At 52.6% G+C, this 19194-nt stretch carries 18 protein-coding genes and 1 tRNA gene; 9 read left to right on the top strand and 10 right to left on the bottom strand.

What is annotated here, in order from left to right:
* Positions 1-2 precede the first annotated feature (2 nt).
* On the top strand, positions 3-452 hold the full coding sequence (locus ACZ44I_RS09360) for a GNAT family N-acetyltransferase (RefSeq protein ID WP_464550525.1): 450 nt from the start codon (positions 3-5) through the stop codon (positions 450-452).
* Here the strand turns inward: ACZ44I_RS09360 and ACZ44I_RS09355 are convergent.
* From ACZ44I_RS09355 to ACZ44I_RS09340, 4 genes are read right to left on the bottom strand one after another with little or no spacing between them, the layout of a single operon-like run.
* Positions 433-3156 (bottom strand): cation-translocating P-type ATPase, encoded by a 2724-nt coding sequence (locus ACZ44I_RS09355; RefSeq protein WP_464550527.1) that lies wholly within the window; start codon positions 3154-3156, stop codon positions 433-435. The two genes, ACZ44I_RS09360 and ACZ44I_RS09355, sit on opposite strands and share 20 nt — an antisense overlap.
* Positions 3157-3194: 38 nt before the next feature.
* Entirely contained in the window at positions 3195-4844 is a 1650-nt protein-coding gene (locus ACZ44I_RS09350; protein WP_464550529.1) for a radical SAM protein, read from the bottom strand.
* Entirely contained in the window at positions 4834-5454 is a 621-nt protein-coding gene (locus ACZ44I_RS09345) for a 6-hydroxymethylpterin diphosphokinase MptE-like protein (protein WP_464550531.1), read from the bottom strand. The genes ACZ44I_RS09350 and ACZ44I_RS09345 overlap by 11 nt, the downstream gene beginning before the upstream one ends.
* Positions 5444-6916, bottom strand: coding sequence for a DHH family phosphoesterase (locus ACZ44I_RS09340; RefSeq protein WP_464550533.1), 1473 nt, complete (start codon positions 6914-6916; stop codon positions 5444-5446). Before ACZ44I_RS09340 ends, ACZ44I_RS09345 begins: the two co-directional genes overlap by 11 nt.
* Before the next feature lie 110 nt (positions 6917-7026).
* Between ACZ44I_RS09340 and ACZ44I_RS09335 the strand changes: the two genes are divergently transcribed.
* Positions 7027-7100 (top strand) — tRNA-Lys (locus ACZ44I_RS09335).
* A gap of 59 nt (positions 7101-7159) precedes the next feature.
* On the opposite strand, the gene ACZ44I_RS09330 is transcribed toward ACZ44I_RS09335, so the two are convergent.
* Entirely contained in the window at positions 7160-8041 is an 882-nt protein-coding gene (locus tag ACZ44I_RS09330; RefSeq protein ID WP_464550535.1) for an ABC transporter ATP-binding protein, read from the bottom strand.
* A gap of 163 nt (positions 8042-8204) precedes the next feature.
* On the opposite strand from ACZ44I_RS09330, the gene ACZ44I_RS09325 reads away from it, so the two are divergent.
* The 4 genes from ACZ44I_RS09325 (at position 8205) to ACZ44I_RS09310 (ending at position 12079) form a co-directional block, all read left to right on the top strand.
* Positions 8205-10016: an ABC transporter permease family protein gene (locus ACZ44I_RS09325; protein WP_464550537.1), complete on the top strand. Its 1812-nt coding sequence runs from the start codon at positions 8205-8207 to the stop codon at positions 10014-10016.
* A complete protein-coding gene (locus ACZ44I_RS09320) occupies positions 10013-11086 on the top strand; it encodes an ABC transporter permease (protein ID WP_464550539.1) in 1074 nt (357 codons plus the stop codon). The genes ACZ44I_RS09325 and ACZ44I_RS09320 overlap by 4 nt, the downstream gene beginning before the upstream one ends.
* 74 nt (positions 11087-11160) lie before the next feature.
* Entirely contained in the window at positions 11161-11373 is a 213-nt protein-coding gene (locus ACZ44I_RS09315; protein WP_464550541.1) for a hypothetical protein, read from the top strand.
* Between the two features lie 61 nt (positions 11374-11434).
* Positions 11435-12079, top strand: coding sequence for a HepT-like ribonuclease domain-containing protein (locus ACZ44I_RS09310; RefSeq protein ID WP_464550543.1), 645 nt, complete (start codon positions 11435-11437; stop codon positions 12077-12079).
* A gap of 33 nt (positions 12080-12112) precedes the next feature.
* Here ACZ44I_RS09310 and ACZ44I_RS09305 read toward each other — a convergent pair whose 3' ends face one another.
* Positions 12113-13084 (bottom strand): M48 family metallopeptidase, encoded by a 972-nt coding sequence (locus ACZ44I_RS09305; protein ID WP_464550545.1) that lies wholly within the window; start codon positions 13082-13084, stop codon positions 12113-12115.
* 85 nt (positions 13085-13169) lie between these two features.
* Here ACZ44I_RS09305 and ACZ44I_RS09300 point away from each other — a divergent pair, with 85 nt between their 5' ends.
* The 3 genes from ACZ44I_RS09300 to ACZ44I_RS09290 are packed head-to-tail and all read left to right on the top strand — an operon-like array spanning position 13170 to position 14679.
* Positions 13170-13538, top strand: coding sequence for a Mov34/MPN/PAD-1 family protein (locus ACZ44I_RS09300; protein ID WP_464550547.1), 369 nt, complete (start codon positions 13170-13172; stop codon positions 13536-13538).
* Entirely contained in the window at positions 13539-13988 is a 450-nt protein-coding gene (locus tag ACZ44I_RS09295) for an FAD synthase family protein (RefSeq protein WP_464551625.1), read from the top strand.
* A gap of 46 nt (positions 13989-14034) precedes the next feature.
* Positions 14035-14679 (top strand): DUF2284 domain-containing protein, encoded by a 645-nt coding sequence (locus tag ACZ44I_RS09290; RefSeq protein ID WP_464550549.1) that lies wholly within the window; start codon positions 14035-14037, stop codon positions 14677-14679.
* On the opposite strand, the gene ACZ44I_RS09285 is transcribed toward ACZ44I_RS09290, so the two are convergent.
* Genes ACZ44I_RS09285 through ACZ44I_RS09270 form a run of 4 tightly spaced genes read right to left on the bottom strand, consistent with a single transcriptional unit; the run spans position 14669 to position 18955 of the window.
* Positions 14669-15715 carry a PAS domain S-box protein gene (locus ACZ44I_RS09285; protein WP_464550551.1) on the bottom strand — a complete coding sequence of 349 codons (1047 nt, stop codon included), beginning with the start codon at positions 15713-15715 and terminating at the stop codon, positions 14669-14671. The two genes, ACZ44I_RS09290 and ACZ44I_RS09285, sit on opposite strands and share 11 nt — an antisense overlap.
* Positions 15716-16162 carry a response regulator gene (locus ACZ44I_RS09280; protein ID WP_464550553.1) on the bottom strand — a complete coding sequence of 149 codons (447 nt, stop codon included), beginning with the start codon at positions 16160-16162 and terminating at the stop codon, positions 15716-15718.
* Positions 16159-17817, bottom strand: a complete 1659-nt coding sequence (locus ACZ44I_RS09275; RefSeq protein ID WP_464550555.1) for a sensor histidine kinase — start codon at positions 17815-17817, stop codon at positions 16159-16161. Before ACZ44I_RS09275 ends, ACZ44I_RS09280 begins: the two co-directional genes overlap by 4 nt.
* Complete coding sequence (locus ACZ44I_RS09270; protein ID WP_464550557.1) at positions 17801-18955, bottom strand: iron-containing alcohol dehydrogenase; 1155 nt, start codon at positions 18953-18955, stop codon at positions 17801-17803. Before ACZ44I_RS09270 ends, ACZ44I_RS09275 begins: the two co-directional genes overlap by 17 nt.
* Positions 18956-19194: the final 239 nt, after the last annotated feature.

Below are 19194 nucleotides of genomic sequence, written 5' to 3'. Positions count from 1 at the left end.
TGATGGAGTATCTGGTACGTACATACATCCAGGGGGATTATCCGCATATCTGCCGGATTGAAAGGGAGCTTTTCGGGGATTACGGGTATTCTCCCATCTTCCTCCGCCAGGCAGGCGAACTCTTTCACGAGACATATCTGGTTGCGACGCATGGAGACGATCCAATCGGCTATATCATCGGGGCGCAGGTTGCAGATGATCAAAAAGAGGCATGGATCCTGAGGATTGGCGTTGCCGCCGAATGGCAGGGAAAAGGTGTCGGGGTTGATCTGCTTGATCCTCTTCTTGAATCCTTCAGGAAGAGGGGGGCAAAACGCGTCAGGATCGCACTCTCAAAACGGCATACTCCTGTAACGGCACTGCTCCAGTCAAAGAACTTTGAGATCCTCTCCTATGAAGAATCCTATTATTATCCTGATATCGACCGGATGATCATGGGGCTTCTGCTCTGATCTTTCTCATGTTCATCAGGAACTTATAGATCTCCATCACCACAAGGACGCCTGAAGAGAGGGCGATGACCGCGATCCACTCATGGAGTGAGACCGGCGCGATTCCAAGGGCATCCTGGAAGAATGGAACATACATCGCGATGGTATGGATCACCTGTGCCGCAATGATGCCTGCGACAAGGTAGAGATTGGTCCGAAGCGGTATCCTGAAGAACGAACGGTATTCCGACCTGCAATTGAGGACATGGAAGTTTTCGAGTATCACCATCAACAGGACGATCAGGTTCCGTGCTTCTGCCTGTGAATAGCCGTTTGCAAGGAGCCAGTACCAGGAGACGAGCGCAATACCGCCCATCGCGAGGCCCGCCACCACGATCTGCCGCATCATCACATCATTAAAGATCCCTTCGTCCGGACTCCGGGGCGGGCGTTTCATTGCCCCTTCCTCACCGGGCTCAAATGCAAGGGCGACACCCTTGATCCCGTTTGTCACCAGATTCAGCCAGAGGAGCTGGGCGGCGATCAGGGGGAGGGGGAGTCCGATCATGAGGGCGGCTATGAAGAGAAATACCTCTGCAAATCCGGTTGATACGAGGAGATAGGTGACCTTGCGTATATTATCATAGGCAAATCTTCCCTCTCTGATTCCTGAGACGATTGATGAGAATGAATCATCTGTGATGATCATCGAGGCGGTGTCTTTTGCAACATCGGTGCCGGTTCCCATTGCAATCCCGATATTTGCAGACCTGAGTGCTGGTGCGTCGTTCACACCATCGCCCGTCACCGCAACGAACTCGCCACTCTGTTTCAGTGCATTGACGATCGCCAGTTTCTGGTCAGGGCTAACCCTTGCAAAGACATGCATCCTTCTGATTCTGTCAAGGAATGCCTTGCTGTCGGGTGCATCACGGATGGCTGCCAGCTCGTCGCCTCTCATCACCTCGCTCTCGCTGGTTGCGATCCCGAGTTCGCGGGCGATTGCAAGGGCAGTCTTTGGATGATCGCCGGTGATCATCACAATATCGACGCCCGCCTCCCTGCACTCGGTTATCGCATCATAGACCTCCGGCCGTATCGGATCGATGAATCCGACGAGTCCGTAGAGTTCGAGTGGTGATGGGGGTCCGCCTTTCACCTCCTCGGGATCTGATCTCCCCCCGGCAATGGCAAGGACGCGGTAACCGCGGGCAGTCAGCCGCTCCATCTGCTCTTCGATTTTAATCGGATCGATCTCCCTGCTGCCTTCATCTGTCAGCATGGTTCTGCATCCGGGGAGGATCACCTCAAGGGCGCCTTTCACGGCGATCATCCGGTCATCTCCCTCCTGGTACCAGGCGGTGGCAAACCGGTTCTCTGATGAGAACGGGATCTCTGCCAGTATCGTCACCTTCGATCTGATCTCATCCGGTGGTATGCCTGCCTTGTACCCAAGCGAGAGTAAGGCGATATCCATCGCATCGCCATGGTACTGCCATCTCCCATCCTCCCGTTCCGAGAGTGCGCCTTCATTGCAGATGACCCCGGTTTTTACAATTGCGTGAAGGACGGGGTTGTTCTTCGTCTCTTCTCCATCAGATCCGGTGATCTCGCCCACTCCCGAGTATCCTTCACCGGATATGCTGAATTCCCTGCCATCCGGGAGTATAATCACCTTTGCAGTCTGCTGGTTCACCGTCAGCGTCCCGGTTTTGTCGCTTGCGATCACCGTGCAGCTGCCGAGGCTCTCAACTGCCGAGAGCTGCCTGACGATCACATGCCGCTCGGCCATCCTGCCGGTAGCGATTGCAAGGGCGACGGTGAGGGCGACAGGAAGCCCTTCGGGGATTGCAGATACCGCAAGGGCGATTGCGAGGAAGAAGACCTCCCGTGGTGGTTCCCCCTGCATCAGCACAACTGCTGCAAGGAATGCCGATGCCATCAGGACGGCGATGCTGATCTTCTTTGCAAAGACCTCCATCCTGATGATGATCGGAGGTTTTCCCATTGCAGAGCTGCTGACGGAGGCGGCGATCTTCCCGATCTCGGTCTCTGTTCCGGTTGCCGTCACAATTCCGGTGCCCCTTCCTGACATCACGGTTGTTCCCGCGTATGCCATGTTCTTCCGATCCGCAACCGGAGTATCTGCGGGAAGAACCGGCGTCTTCTTTTTTGCGGCTTCTGATTCACCGGTGAGGAGCGATTCGTCGATAGCAAGCGAGGATGCAGATATGATCCTGAGATCAGCCGGAACCCGTGCTCCCGACTCGAGCAGGACAAGATCGCCCGGGACGAGCGCTTCTGCTGATACTTTCTCTTCCTGCCCTCCCCGTTTCACTCGGGCAAAGATCTTCAGCATCTGTTGGAGGGCAGCCGCACTCTTCTCTGCCTTCCACTCCTGGATCGATCCGATCCCGGAATTCAGAAAGATCACAAGAAAGATGAAGATCGCATCTGTCCAGTCCTCGAATGCGATTGAGAGAACGCCTGCTGCGAGGAGGATATAGATAAGGGGGCTTGCAAACTGCCTTAAGAAGATGATTGTTCCCGAAGTTCTCTTCCTCTCGGGGAGGGAATTTGCCCCATATATACGGGATCGTGCAAGAGCTTCCTCCTCAGACAATCCCTCGTCACCAGTTTCGAGCCGCCGCCTGATCTCGCTGATTGTTTGTGTGTGCCAATCCGGAAGTGTTTCAACTTCATCAGTTTGAACAGGCGGCTCCATATACCCTACTTATCGTTCCGGATTTATGCACCTTGCGATCAGGAGAAGGTGATCAGATGGTCGATCCCGGTTCCGCCGGTCGCCTTCTCCCATTCCTTCTGATCTTTAAACGGGCGTTTTGCAAGGATGGTGGCCTGTGTCTTCTTCCCGATGTCGGGAAGTGCTTTCAGGGCCGATGCCGGGAGGCTGTTGACAGGTACCGGATAGGGGAGGGCGGTGAGGGAACGGCTCCCGTATCCTACAACGGCCGAATCGACGAGGCTCCGTTCTTTGAGTTCAAGGGGAAGGCCGATCAGGATCGGGTATGTTCCCATCTGGCGTGCAAATGAGGTTCTCCCCGAAATCTCAACGACTGCATCTCTCAGGATGGTTCCGATGGGAAAGACACGGGCAAGCATAACGGGATCGAAATGCTTCCGTGTCCATTCTTTAAAGGATCGGAATGCTCCATGATGTTGGTCGAGCGTATTCTCATTATACGCCCGTGTTCCTTCAAACGGCATCAGCTGCCGGATATTGACCCGGCGGACAAGAAGTCCTGATGCGATAAGGTCTTCGAGGAAGGACTGGTTCAGCTGGTAGGTCTCTTCGGTCTCATGGAATAGTCCGCAGACGAAATTTAACCCCGGCAGAAGATGGGGAACGCCATTTTTGTCCCGGATACCTCCTACTTCGTTGACGATTCTGATCGCATCCATCATCTGTTCCGGTGTTGCCTTGAGGTTGTTTGCAGCAATCACATCAGGATCGGCAGTCTCCATCCCGAATGCAGCGATATCCCCCGGCGTATGGAGCTCGACTATTGTCGCGAGCGCCTCGCGGGCGGCGTCCTCATGCCGGGCGATCGTACCTGGATTTACGTTATCTATATGGAGGGTTGCGAGATCCGGTGACGCCCGCCGGATCGCCGTGAAGAGATCCCGGATCTTTTCAGGGTCAGGGCGTGGAAACCCGCCGCCACTACTTCCGTATGCCAGCAGATCGGGCTGGCGCCCTACCCGGAAATGCCGGACACCATTCGCAGCAAGAGCGGCAACTTCCTCTTCAATCAGGTGAATGGGACGGTACCTCGGGGTGCCATGGAAGGGTTCGGTGCAGAAGGAACATCCGCCGGTATCTGCACGTGAACACCCTTTTGCAGTCTCAAGCTCGAGCATGACGTATGGGAAATGGGGATGTTCATTGACAATCCTTGCTCCAAGGATACTCCACCGCCCGCTCTCTGCATAATCCTCCACACCATGCGTCTCTTCATCCAGGAGGAACCGGTTTAAGGCGGTCGCCGGATCGCCGGTGAGTAATGCAGTATAGCCCGGCACCGACTCTTTCACTGCCTTTCTTCCACCGCCGGGCGAGATGCCGTAATTGATGGGTCCCCCGAGGAGGAGCCTGCTTCCCTCAAAGAGAGATCCTATCTGCCGCAGTTCAGTCAGGGTTGCAGGTGTTCCGGCAAGGTACTTGCCGGGAACGGTCTGGCCGGCGATAACGACAACAAGAGGGATCGATCTGAGTGCCTGAAGCTCATGGGGTGTTGATCTGATCTGATCGATTGTGGTATAGTGCACCTGATACCCCGCTTCAGTGAGAACGCCTGCTGTTGTCCGGATATAGGGTGAGATGTATGGCGGGACGCCGAGGCAGGCGGGTTCGTCCACATACCCGTCAATAATGAGAGCGTCAGAGTTCATGGCCGATCATGCCGAGGAGCCGGCGTGCCCAGAAGAGTTTCCCCTTCTTCATCGGATCGACTGAGGTGTCGGAGAGGTCAAAACCGATGAAGATCAGGCGTGCTGCCCCGAGCGCGTCTGCTGTGAAGGCGGCGCGGTCGCCATCGGTGAACCCGCCGAAGTTATAGATCTGCAGAAGCGGTGTTGCCTGCGTGGTTCCGACCAGTTTCCCAGGAAACTGTGGAACCCACCTCTGGAGGAGCGGCATGTTGTCACCATGGGCATGGACGACGAGTATCGTCTTCCCTTCATTCATGGTGATGAAGGGATCATCTGCCCCATCCAGATCGGTGAAGATCGCATCCGGGATTATACCTGCATTATACAAAACAAGTGCTGCGGCATCTGCTGCGATGACTACGCCCTCTATCCTGTCGAGTTCTGATCCAAGGCAGGGGGCATTGCCGCAGATGGTTACGGTCTTTCCAGAAATGAGAAATTCAAGCGCTCTGATATCATCCCTGGGAAGGATCCTGGCAAGGAGATCGGCTGCTGTCTCATCAGATTTGCGGTCAAATCCAAAATAGTCAAGAATCTCAATATAGTGAGGTTCCCATTCTTCAAACCTCATTCTTATCCCCGTTATCATCGATCCCGACGATCTTGGTGAAGATGTTTAAGATCGGGTCAATGATCATCTCAAGGAGTTCTTCCTTGTCGCGGACGAGTGAGAAGTAGTTGAGGGGTATGTTTGCAGCAGCCATTGTTCCGTGCCCCCCTGCATCACCGAAATCACCGAATGCCTCTTTGAGGACATTGCCGATATGCACCCGGATATCCTTGTTCCGGGCGGATATAGTGATCTGATGATCGGTGATGCCATAGACGAGGGCGGTTGTTACCCCTTCAAGATTGACGAGCATATCAGCCGCCTGGGGGATGGCATCACGGTTCCGTAGATAGCCGACATTTGAAAAGAGGAATCCATTCTTTATTTTGCGGCTTGTGATTGCATTCCCTATCACATCAACAGTCTCCTGGGAGTACGATGGGGACATGATCTTCTCGAGGAGATCCGCATCTGAGAGGGGGAGGAGGTATGCGGCATTATAGAGGTCATTTGAGGTGACGCCACGACGGAACTCGCGGGTATCTGCCCGTATGCCATAGTAGAGGGCGGTTGCAATCTTTGTATCCACGTTGATATCGAGTTCCTGGAGATACTGGGCGAAGATGCTTGCAGTAGCACCGCTTTCGGGGCGGATATCCATGAATTTAGGTTTTTTCTTCAGCTCAACGCCGTCTGAGCTGTGATGATCGATGATGATGTCGACGGCAAGATCCGGATCGAGATCATTGTTGATTCCGGGTGCAGCAGAATCGACGAGTGCAAGATGGGTGCATTCCTTCAGCCTTTCAGGAGTGATCCGGTCCATCTGGATCTCAAGGAGATTGACGAATGCGCGATTCTCCTGATGCCCGACATTTCCATCGAAGAGAATCACGCATTTCAGCTCGCCTTTGGTTGCGCCCTGGGCGATGGCACAGAGTGCCATGGCACTGGAGATTGCGTCCGGATCGGGGTTTCGGTGCGTGATGATGCCGAGTGTTCCTTTCATTCCTTCAAGAAGCGAGTAGAGCTGTTGTGCGCTTCGTGCGGCAACCAGCCGCTTCATATGGTTGACAGCCGATTTTGCGACCACCTGCTGGGGATAGAGCACAACATCCGCCCCCTCCTCAACGAGCTTGTCGACAGAGAAGAGATCGACTGCACGCGCTATGCAGAATGCCTGCGGATGGCATTTCTTCGCCAGTCTGACAGCGGCCTGATTTGCCTCCTTATTGCTTGAAAGAACGAAGATGATCTCAGGAATGGGGAGATCCTGGAAGAGATCCGGGTCTGATATGTCATGGGCTATCGCCTGATATTTATGGTCTTTTAAGTCCTCGACCCGCTTCTCGTCAGAGTCGACAACAACGATATTATCGGTTTCTTTCAGGAGTTCCTCTATGACATTGTAGCCGATGCTCCCGCACCCAAATACCATATACCGGACTACTGGTTTTGGGTCACTCTTTCCGCCATCAGCCATACCGTACTCTGGTACTTTCAATATTATAATGGTGATTGGAGGGGGTGGTCAAGGGTATTTTTCAGAAGGCATAAATAGTCCTGGCTATAACGGTATTAAGTCAAAACGCTGGGCCTGTGGCTTAGTCAGGAATAGCGACGGACTCTTAATCCGTCGGTCAGGGGTTCAAATCCCTTCAGGCCCGTTTTCTTCTGTTTTCTGCTCTTTATTCCACAGAGTATCATTATATGAATCATCATCGTTTCACACCGCCATCAGCATCTCTTCAAGGCTCGGGTACCGTGATTCTATCCGCTCGACACTCCCGCCTGCCGCATCAATCTGCGACGTGATCCGGTTGAGCTGATCGATATCCTTTGCAGTCGATATATACCCTCCGTCGTCCTGGGAGAAGAGGAGGTTTCCGGAAAGTGATGCGGGATCGGAAATCCTGAAATGGATGAAGTAGGTCAGTGATCCAAACTCCTCCCTCAGTTCATCCATCGTGCCAAACGCAACCCTCTCCCCCTCAGAGAGGATTAACACCTGGTCAGATATCTCCTCCACCTGGAAGAGGTTATGTGCAGAGATGATGATCATCTTGCCATCATCACGCAGTTTTCGGAGAAACCCTGTGATGAACCGCGAGGTCATCGGATCAAGCCCCGACGTTGCCTCGTCATAGACGAGTATCGTCGGGTCATGGAGGAGCGATCGTGCAATTGCAACCTTCCGCCGCATCCCTTTTGAGAGCTCTCCTAGCTTTTTTCCTTCATCCGCGAGGTTCAGGGAGGAGAGAAGCTCATCAGATCGTCTTTTGATCTCCTTCCGGGGCATCCCGTAGATCTCCCCGAAGAATGAGAGGTAGGACGAGATCGTCATGGTATCGTACAGCCGTGACTCTTCAGGGAGATACCCGAGCCGTTCCTTCAGCGCATTCGGATCGGCAATGACGTCGATGCCATCTATCTCAAGGGTACCAGATGTGGGCGTGAGCAGTCCTGCACATATCTTCAGAAATGTCGTCTTCCCTGCCCCGTTATGCCCGATGATCCCAAAGATGCCATTCTTATCAACATCGACATCCAGTCCTTTCAGTGCAACAAACGAATCAAACTCTTTTCGAACATCCCGGGCATGGATCATACTGAGACGGTTCAGCGTTTTGATATAATAATGGTGCCGGAGGGGGATCATTCTTATGAGCTATCTGTTCTCTCCCCTCTCAATCCCGGACAGGTTCCGGGCATACTTCCCTCTATCCCCGATAACGACTATTTTATAGAAGAAATGTCCTATGTAGGCGTGCATGAGTGTGGGGTATCTCCGGCAGATCCATGTTGTGGCGCGATGGGAGCTTCTGCGCACCCTCTCGACGATGGGGCGGGGGGTACTGCCTGCTGCAATCATCCTCTTTATCCTCCTGGTTGCTGCATCCGGACTGACAGCACAGAGCGGCCTTCATATACAGGACGGTATCTACCGGCTTGGTACAGATAACCTGCCTGCCGGCGAGGTGATCGCAGAAGATGGAAGGTTCATTGTCTTCATCGATTCACCTGCATCTCTTCTGAACACCCGGCTCTCCTATGATATAATCATCCTGGGCAGTGAGGTCTATGTCCAGGATACCGAGAAGGGGCGTGCCGCACTCACCTCGCTCGAACAGGTCTTCGAAGGTTATTCTGCCTCCATAAATGTGCAGGAACCGGATCTCTATGCAGCATATCCGCTCTGGATCAACCGGATATATGAGAGGAGTACCATCGACTTTTCTGCAACCCAGAGCGGCCAGCGAATCTCTCCGGTTCCGCAGAGAGAGGCGCCTGAACCAACCGGCCCTGTCGTTCCCGTTGAAACACCTGAAGTGTCTGTTCCCTATGAACCGGACCAGCTGAGGGCTGAGATCTCACGGACGGCGGCACAGGATGATACTATCAGCCGGTATTCACAGGTGATCGGCCAGGAATCCGGATCCGGATCATTCAGAACCCCGGACCAGCTCGCACCCCCGCTCCCCTTTGACTCGATCATCCTGATCTTCGTCTTCATCTTCCCCCTCTACTTCACCTCGCAGTTCTTCATGATGAGCATCATGAACGAGCGGATCGAACGGCGGGGCGAGATCCTCCTTTCAGCACCATACCACCCCTCTGCCATCATCATCGGAAAGGCGCTCCCCTATTTTGTGATGATGCTCGCAATCTCATTCATCCTCATCGTGATCAGTTCCCTCCCCATAAACACTATCCTCCCGCTGATTCCGGTGATCTTCTTCTTCCTCGCAAGCGCACTTGTCATCGGGATGCTCGCACGCAGTTTCAAGGAGCTCTCCTTCCTCTCGATCTTCTTCTCAACGATCGCCACATCATATCTCTTCTTCCCAAGCATCTTCGCCAATGTCCATGTCGTCTCACTCATCTCACCGCTTACCCTGATCGTCCTTGAGATCCAGGGAGACTCGTTTACCCTGATGGATTATCTCTATTCAACGAGCCTCTTCTACCTCACAAGCATCATCCTGCTCTATGCCGGTGCTGTGAACTTCACTGAAGAGCGGCTCTTCTCCCTCCACCGTCTCATCCCGCGGACGATCGAGTTCATCTCTGCGGGAATATCAAAGACGTACCCGATCCTCTCCGTCTCTCTCCTCGGCGGACTCGTCATCCCGTTCGTCTTTATGGTGCAGCTGATGGGGCTTGTCCTCTTCTTCAACCTCCCGATGCCGCTCTCCCTCCTCCTCCTGATCGGATATGCGGCGGTGACAGAAGAGGTGGCAAAATCGGTTGGAATATATGCACTGGCAAAAATCCTCCCCGGCGGTCTCACCTGGCGGCTTGTCATATTCGGCTCTGCCGGAACTGCGCTCGGTTTTCTTGTCGGAGAGAAGCTCCTCCTTTTTGCAACAATTACACAGGTGACAGAATCGATCTTTGGGAGTGTTATGTTCCTCTCCCTCCAGCTCCTCTGGATGCCGTTCCTCCTCCATGCAGGCTGTCTTGCAGTCGTCGCAGTCGCCCTGAAAGCCGGGGGGTTCCGCTGGTATATTCCCGGTATCATTCTTGCCACACTCATCCATGTCTTCTATAACCTCACCGTCATCGGGGTGATCCCACTATGAAGAGCCGGAATGTCCTGATAGTAACAAAGAAAGAACTCGGCGGAATCTATGCCGAGAAGACGATCGTCTTTGCGATCCTCCTCCAGCTCTTCATCGCACTCTTCTCGTCCTTCCTGATGGTCGGACTGACGACGATGTACGATCCTGATGCTCTTGCCGGATACCAGGGTGTTGAATATGGGATCGGGTATGTCGGACCTGAGGGAGAGCTCTATTCGATCATCGATGATCGGCGGGATCTTAGTGTCTACAGAATGGATCTGGATGTTGCCATTGCTTCGCTGAAAGAACGCCAGCTCCAGGCAGTGGTCTTTGTCCCGGATACCCCGCCGGATGCCGAAGGCCCCGTTCTTGTTACCCTTTACATGCTCCAGAACGATATCCAGTCAGCAATCGTTGAAGTGAAGATGAAGGAAGCATTCCTCGTCTATGAAGAAGAACTCAGGAACGAGAGATCTGATCGTCTCACCATGAATCCAATCCGGCTGAACTTCCCCGATTCCGGGGGACGTTCAAACTACTTTGAGTTTGTATTTGGCCTCTTAATCCCGCTTCTCGTCTTCATGCCCGCGATCATATCTGCCGCACTCATCATCGATCTCATCACAGAAGAGTATCAGGCAGGGACGCTTGAGACCCTTCTCTCGACACCTGTCACCTATGGCGAGATGCTCTGGGGCAAGATCCTCGCCTGCATTGCGATCGTGCCGATCCAGTCTGCGGCATGGCTTCTTCTCCTTGCAGCAAACGGGATCGTGGTGCAGCACCCGCTTGAGATCCTGCTCCATGTGGTGGCGGGATCGATGATCCTGATCATTATCGGCGCCTTCTGTGCGCTTCATTATCGGGAGAGGACGAGTGCACAGTTCATCTTCTCAACAGCGGTTGTCGTCCTGATCATCATCGCAATGTCATTCCCCTACAATCCGCTGAACCTCATTGTAAGGCTTGCAGTAGGGACAATAGGGTCTGCGCACTGGCTCCTGCTCCTGGGTGTCATGGCACTCGCCCTTCTCCTCTCACTCCTCCTGACAAGGTATGCATGGAGGATCAGCCGCCTGCCGCAGTGAGCAGAAGATCAGGCGGCTCTGCCTTGCCGCCCGGAAAAAGCTATATGGGCGGACTGTGAGGTTACCATACTTGTATGGTTCTCTCATATAATCCTGATCTCATCGTCTATCTCCTCCTGACAGCAGCAATAGCGCTTCTGATCTTCTTTACCATAACATCCATCCGCATGATCTTCTCCCTCTCCAGAATGAGGGAAAAGCGGCGAAAAAAAGAGATGAAATCGTCTTTTTCTCCTTTTCCCGATATCCATAAGAGCCGGTTCCTTCAGGATATGGGGAAGAAATAGGTGAGCCTAAATAGTCGTATCGTCTGAAAATAGTGATATGAATAGCCGGGGGCAGGAATAGGTGCGGTCGAGAAAGGAGGTTGTCTCACTCCTGAAAGGATTAAAGGTTGAGATGGCCGCTTCATTCGGGGTAACGCAACTTGGTGTCTTCACCCCGCCTCTCCCAGGAGACGATGCGCTCCATGTGATTGCCGCCTTCTCAGAGGATCGGGATCTTCTTGATATGTCTGCACTGAGCTGTTTTATTGAGAAGAGAGCGGGTCAGAAGATTGTTCTTATCTCCCTCAAAGGCTTGCGGGATCAACTTACTCCCTGTATTATGCAGGCAGAACCCCTGACAGGTGCGCAGGTTCTCCTCTTCCAGAAGGAGATCATCAGATCGATCACTGATATAGAACTCTTCTGCCGTGGGATCATTTACGAAGTTTTTCTCTCGGATGCAAAGACCAGTAACGCAGTTCTCTCTCATATCCGGACGATTGGGATCCTCAGCTCCTGCATCCCAGATGAGTATAAGGAAGCATCGCCATCTGTTCCCTGGGATGCACTGAGTGCACTTCCCGGCATGATCTCACCCTGCTATGGAACCGATCTCAGGCTCGTCTGGAATTTTGTGCAACGGAGACTGCCGGAGATCAGGGAGACTATTGAAGCCCTGCCGGGGATGAACAGATCGAAAGAGGGTGCGAGGCGCCGGTTCTTCTAGGGGTGCCCCCTCATACGGACCATCTGCCCTCACTCAGAAGCAGTACTGCATCCCTTCCTTCTGGAGCTGATCGTGAAGCTCCTTATATGATGGGAGCTGGGATTCAACAAGATCCCAGAATCCCTGCTGATGGTTTCTCTCCACCAGATGGCAGACTTCATGGATGATCGTATATTCAAGGTATTGCGGTGGAGCCATCGCTACTTTGAGATTGATGATGATACCGTTCCTCGGGGTGCAGGATCCAAACCGCCGTTTCTGGTATCCAAACCGCACCAGAGGGCATGCGACACCAATCGCCTCTGCTGTGCGGGAAGCAATCTCCTCTGCAACAGGTCGGATCTCTTTTGCATAGCATTCCATCACCGATTCCCTGATCCGAGTAAGTGACTCATCTGTCTTGATTCCGTCTGGAAGCGCGATCCAGAGCTCATCTCCCCGAATAGATGCAGAGAGCGCCCCGCATGAACCGGTGTGGCGGATCGTAAGCAACCTCCCCTGGAATGGGATCATCTCACCATTTGAATACTGCCTGGAGAGCATATTCTCACGCCAGACCATCTTCTTCGAACGGATCTTCCTGATCCATGCCGATACATCTTCGATCGATCGTATGGCCTCTTCCGGGGTGATCGGGACCGGGGATCGGATCTCGATTCCGAGATCATCCCGGATAGTGATGGCGATCCTCTTCCTCTTTCTGTTGATAGTGATGTAATAGGGTATCTCTTCTCCGTCAATTGTGGCGGTGCCATTTCGGAATATGCCGGCGTCATCATGTTTCTGAAATACTGAGATGATCCAGCTTTCGTTTGCCTTCAAAAACCGTTTGACTGCCTTCTCTGTCATAGGGGCGGGAGCTTCCAGGAGGAGCTTTCCACTCTCTTTTGCGATGATGCACGGGTATTTCCTCCGCCGGTTTACCTGAAAAGAATAGGTGATGGCCATGCCATCTATCAGAAACTGCCTCTCCTGCCACCTCTTCTCCCGATCATCTGCATTCATTAGAGATTCATTTTAACCTGATGTGAAAAAAAACCACTGATTTCTTCAAAGCTTTCTTAGTCTCAGGTGAGAAAATACTAGGAAGATGACGATCCGTGCCATCAGCAGCGATACGCTCTTGACACTCCTTGAGATGGCAAAGAGCCAGCACCCGCTTGAGTTCGTTGCCCTTCTTGAAGCGGATAACGGGGTTTTATCGGGCATAAACCTCCTCCCAGGCACCCGCCTTGATGAGCGGAGCGCCTCGGTCCTCACCGATATGATCCCCCTTGGGATGTCCTTTTCAGGAAGTGCACATAGCCATCCAAATGGTGTTATTTCACCTTCAGATGCTGATATCGGGTTCTTCCCCCGCTTTGGCTCATGCCACCTGATCATCGGATACCCGTATGGGCCCGATGACTGGCGGGCATTCTCCCGCGACGGATCAGAGAGAAGCCTCGAGGTGATCTGACTGACACGTGTTGTTGCCACCGGCACCTTTGATATCATCCATCCGGGCCACCTCTTCTATCTGGAAGAATCCCGGGCCCTCGGCGATGAACTCCATGTGATTGTTGCGCGCGAACAGAATGTGAAACATAAGCCAAAGCCGATCATACCCGAGGATCAGCGGCTTACCATGGTGCTTGGTTTAAAGCCGGTCGACCATGCTGTTCTTGGGGATCTGACTGATAAGTTCAGGCCTATTTGGGAGATTCAGCCCGATATCATCACCATCGGATTCAACCAGCGGTTTGACCCGGAGACCCTTGAAGAAGAGCTGAAGAATCAGGGGCTGGATATCCGGGTTGTCCGTGTATCTGAATTCCGGACCTGTGAATTCTGTTCATCACGGCGGATCATTGACCGTGCCATGCTCATGCGTGGGTATGTGCCCTCGGGAGACGAGCGGATACCATAACAATCTTTATCATCTTTTCAGCAAAGTCCACCTCAGGTGAAGTGAGATGGCAGTACGAAGCCTTGACGATGAGATTGCGCTCCTCTCATCATTTGCAGAAGATAAGGGTGTTCTTCCGGCAGTTATCCCGGCTGAGGATATCGTTGTTTCAGACTGGGTTCGGATGAAGTGCAGGTTCGGGTGCAAAGGGTACGGCAAGCACCTGAGCTGTCCGCCATATACCCCGAATCCCGAAGAGATACGGCGTATTCTCCATGGATACAGGACTGCGCTCCTCCTCAGGTTTGATGGTGATCCCGCCCATCCAACGATCCATCCAGAAGATATACCACTTGATTTCCATCCCTTCTACCGGGAGATGATCCTCTGGATCTGGGATACGGTCTGGATGCTTGAGAAGATGGCATTTTATGATGGCTATTACAAGGCATTTGGATTTGGGGCATATCCCTGCATCTTCTGTGATGAATGTGTTGCAGAGGAATGGGAGGGCCCGATTGATGAGAGTATCAGGAGATCATGCAGGAAGATGGATCGTGTCCGGCCGAGTATGGAATCTGTCGGGATGGATGTCTTTGCCACGGCAAAAAAGGTGGGATGGGATATTCAGCCGATCCCCTGTGCAGGATATGAATATGGAAAGATAGAGCATGGAGAGATCCGATCGGTCGCCCTCCTCCTCATTGAGTGATATAGTCGGGTTTCTCAAAACTGCCGATACTGTAGTTCCTCCGTAAGAACCTCCGGACATTATCCGAGTCGATCCATCCCTGATCGAGCTGTTTAATGATCTCATTAATCCTGTCTACCTGTTCCACGATCTCAGTTGTGTGCTCGTCGGTTGAGAGGGCGGAATAGCCGACGATCACCTGGAGCGGGTTTCTGATATTATCCGCCAGGATTGCAAACTGCTCGATATTCCGGTCAATCTGAATTAATGCCTGTATCTGGGTACGTTCTGCCTCTTTTTTATCTGTGATATCCCGTATCACCGCAGATGCCGCATCCGGGTTTTCTTTGAGGGAAATACGGCTGAGACTCACTTCAATATCTCTCTTATCCCCGTCTTTCTGGTGTATTCTTCCTTCAACAAGCCCGGTATTTTCAGGGATGACCCAGTGTCCCGCATCTCTTTTAATGCATCCTCGTATGAGCTCATCGATGGTCATGGAATGGATCTCGTCTTCTGTATAGCCAAAGATCTCCGATATCTTCTCGTTAGATTCGATGATTTTACCCGTTCTATGGTCGAAGATGATAATTCCCTCGGATATCTGCAGAATAAGGTTCCGGTAACGCTCTTCGGACTCTTTCAGTGCCTCTTCTGCACGCCTCCTCTCCTTCCGATCCTCAGCCTCTTTTAATGCACGGGATATCGATGGAACAAGACGGATGAGATTGTCCTTCATCACGTAATCCTGGGCTCCGGATTTCACCAGTTCAACCGCCGCCTCTTCGCCGATGGCACCGGAGACGATGATGATTGGAGTCTCTATTCCCTGATCCCTGACAATTTGGATCAGCTGGTCTCCTCCAAATCCCGGCATATGGTAATCCGAGAGGATGATATCCCACTCACCCCTTGAAAGCGCTTCAGATAATGTTTTTGCATTCCATACCCTGACGGTATCCGGGGTATATCCACCTTTTCTGAGTGCCCTGATGAGAAGGAGCGCATCATCCTCGGTGTCTTCAGCGATTAGCACCCGAAGTTTCGCATCCATCATCTATATCCTCGATTGTGGGTTTGTGTTCAGAAGCAGCCAGTAGTTTCCAAGGGTTCGGACTGCTTCGACAAACTCGGTGAAGTCAACTGGCTTTCGGATATAGCTGTTTGCGCCACGTGCATAGCTTCCGATAACATCCTCATCCTCAGCTGAGGTGGTGAGGATGATCACAGGGATCACACGCGTCCTCTCGTTGCTACGGATCTCCCTGAGCACCTCAAGCCCGTTGACTTTTGGGAGTTTGAGATCAAGGAGGATGATCACCGGGAGATCGTCCTTGTCCCGTTCCGCATATGAACCTGAGGCAAAAAGATAGTCAAGAGCCTCTTGCCCGTCATGGACAGCTGCGATTGGGTTTACAATCCTGTTTTTTTGAAAAGCCCTCAGGGTCAGAAGCTCGTCATCCCTGTTATCCTCAACAAGTAGAATGGTGCCTTTTGAGATCACTGCAACACTCCTGCTCTTTCTTTTGAACCGAGAGTGAAATAAAAGGTGGCACCCTGACCGGGTATTCCTTCTGCATGGATTGTACCTTCATGTTTTGAAATGATCCTTGCTGTTGTCGCAAGGCCGATCCCGGTTCCCGGGAACTCATCTGTTGTGTGGAGCCGGGAGAAGGGGAGAAAAAGGCGCTTTTCATATGCCATATCAAAGCCTTCTCCATTATCGGAGATGTAATAGGTTGTGATATCTCCTCTCTTCTCTGAGCAGAAGTGTATCTCTGTCTTCTCTTTCTTACTGGTGAATTTCCATGCATTTGAGAAGAGATTTGAGAGGACGCTCCGCATAAGCCCCCGGTCTGCTGAGACGACCATCCCGTCTTCAATCTCAACCTTAACGTTTTCACGAGGTTCCTGCTCCATAATCTCTTCAATTACCTCGTGTGCAAGTTCGGAGAGCGAGAATTCCTTACGGTGGAGTTCTGCCCTCGATATCCTTGATAGGTGGAGGAGATCATCGATCAGGGTCCCCATCCTCTCTGATGCCGATCGAATCCGTCCAAGATATTCAACAGCCTCGCCTGATAGTTCATCTCCATAATCCTCCTGGATCGCGAGAGAAAATCCATTGATGCTCCTGAGTGGCGCCCGCAGGTCATGGGATACCGAGTAGGTGAAGGCCTCAAGCTCACTATTCAGGTTTGCAAGCTCGCGTGTCCGCTCCATTACCCGTCTCTCAAGCTCCTCATTCAGCTGCCTGAGATTCTCCTCGGCCCTGTACCTGAGGACAATCTGCCAGAGTGCCTCGCCCAGATATGTTGCAACCCGGAGATCAAACTCATCATACAAACGTGGCTTTCCCCTGAGGGTGATGATCGCCACAACACGGTCCCTTTCAAAGATTGGGAGGCAGATGCCGCCACACTTCCCACCGATGAGCGGCACTCTCTTTTTGATCACCTCTTCCCATGGCCCGCCCCTGTCTGCCGGAGAGAGCCTTGCTGTTGCAGGGATATCATCTGAAGATGAGGAGATTTTGAAGAAGCTCTCATCAGGAGATAGGATGGCACAGTAGGCATGGGTGCTCTCTGTGAGTTTTGCTGCCTCACTGAGTGTTGCAGAGAGGATCTCCTCCTCCCCCGCATCCTGTACGGCGCTGATCCTGATCACCGACTCGAACATGTCTTTTGTCCGGATTATTGCCTCTTCTGCTGCACGTTGTCTGGTAATGTCGCGGATGATCGCGATCCGGTACGGTTCTTCACCAAAGCTCGCATGGTGCATTGTTATTTCAAGTGTTGTCGACTCTCCATTGGATGACTGGAGATCCTTGATGAGTACTTTTCCGTCATCGGCCTCCGGTAGCAGGAGAGAAGCGTCATTCAGGCAGTCGGCAAGATGCATACCCCGGAGTTCTTTCAGTTTTTTGTTCAGGAGGCGGCAGGTCTCTTCATTCAGATCCACGATAACATCGGATCTCGGATCGATGATCATGATCCCGACACTTACCTGGTCCAGGATGAACCGGAACCGCTCAAGCTCAAGGAGCCGGACCCGCAACTCCGGATAATAACTCTTTCGAAAGGAGGTCTCCCCCAGCCCGAGGATCTTCTCACGGAGCCTGAGCTGTTCTTCCCGCGTATTTTCAGAGCGCCGCTTCATAGAGTTGCATAACCTCCTCAACCGTTGGCAGGTGCGGGTTTGTGACGATGCATCCATCCACCATTGCATATTCGGAGAGTACACTGATATCCTCTTTGAGCACCCCCCGCTCACCGAGGGTTCCTTTGATTCCAACCTTTTCGGCAAGTTCGCGCACCACACCTATGATCGCCTCTGCACCATTCTTCCGGATATCATCTTCAGATGCACCGAGTATCCTGCCGATGGTATTGTACCGCTCCTGTGCGGATGGATAATTATAGCGGATAACCACCGGTAGAAGGAGGGAGTTGGTCTCGCCATGCGGGAGATCATAGAGTCCGCTGATTGGATGAGCCATCGCATGAACAAGCCCGAGGCTGGCGTTAGAGAAGGCAAGTCCTGCATGAAGGCTTCCAAGCATCATCTGGTGGAGCGCCTCACTGTTGCTCCTCTCCCTGTATGCAACGGGCAGCGCAGCAGCGATCATGCGTATCGCCTCAAGCGCATGGAGGTCGGTCAGGTTTGAGCTGCCGGTTGATACATATGCCTCGATCGCATGGGTGAGGGCATCAAAGCCGCAGTATCCAATGAACTTCTGAGGCAGTGTCGACAGGAGATCGGGATCGATAAGGGAGACATCCGGTATGATCGTCTTGCTGATGATCCCGAATTTCCGTGCCTTCTCCTCCTCGCTTATGATAGCAAACTGTGACACATCGGCAGAACTACCTGCGGTCGAAGGGATGCAGATGAGTGGGGGGCCCATATGGTGGATCTGGTCTACCCCTTCATACTGCTGAATTATGCCGCCATTTGTTGAGAGTATGGCGATTCCTTTTGCACAATCCATCGGGCTGCCCCCGCCGATTGCCAGAATTCCATCACAGCCGTTTTTTCGGTACATTGCTGTGCCTTCATCCACCTCTGTGGTGCGGGGATTCTCAGAGACATGGCTGAAAATAGTGGAAGATATCCCGATAGATTCAGCGGCTGATGCAATCTCTGCTACCCATCCTGCCCGGACAACTCCGGGATCCGTAACGATGAGAACATGGGCAACCCCGAGATTATCGAGATAGTGGACTGCCTGCATCCGTGCCCCCTCCCCGAAGATCACCTCCGGCATCACAAACTTCCTGAGTGTATCGACTGTCATCTGTGGAGCCTCCCTGATCTCTCGATCTCTATGTATCATCAGGGACACAAAACAGTTGTGGGAAAAAGAGGCGGTACCGGGTGCGTACATGCTGATGATGGGGAGATGCCGGAACAGTCGGGTAAGCGGTCTCTCCCTCTGCCAAGGTGTGGGACGTGCCATGAATTGACGCGCCCGGTCTGGATGGTGTGTCCTGATAGGACGAAAGAGTGTTAAACCTTGTATTAGTTAATACTTTT

This window comes from Methanocalculus pumilus, assembly GCF_055382585.1.
The sequence above is the reverse complement of the archived record's forward strand: the minus strand, read 5'-3'. Positions and strand labels throughout refer to the sequence as shown.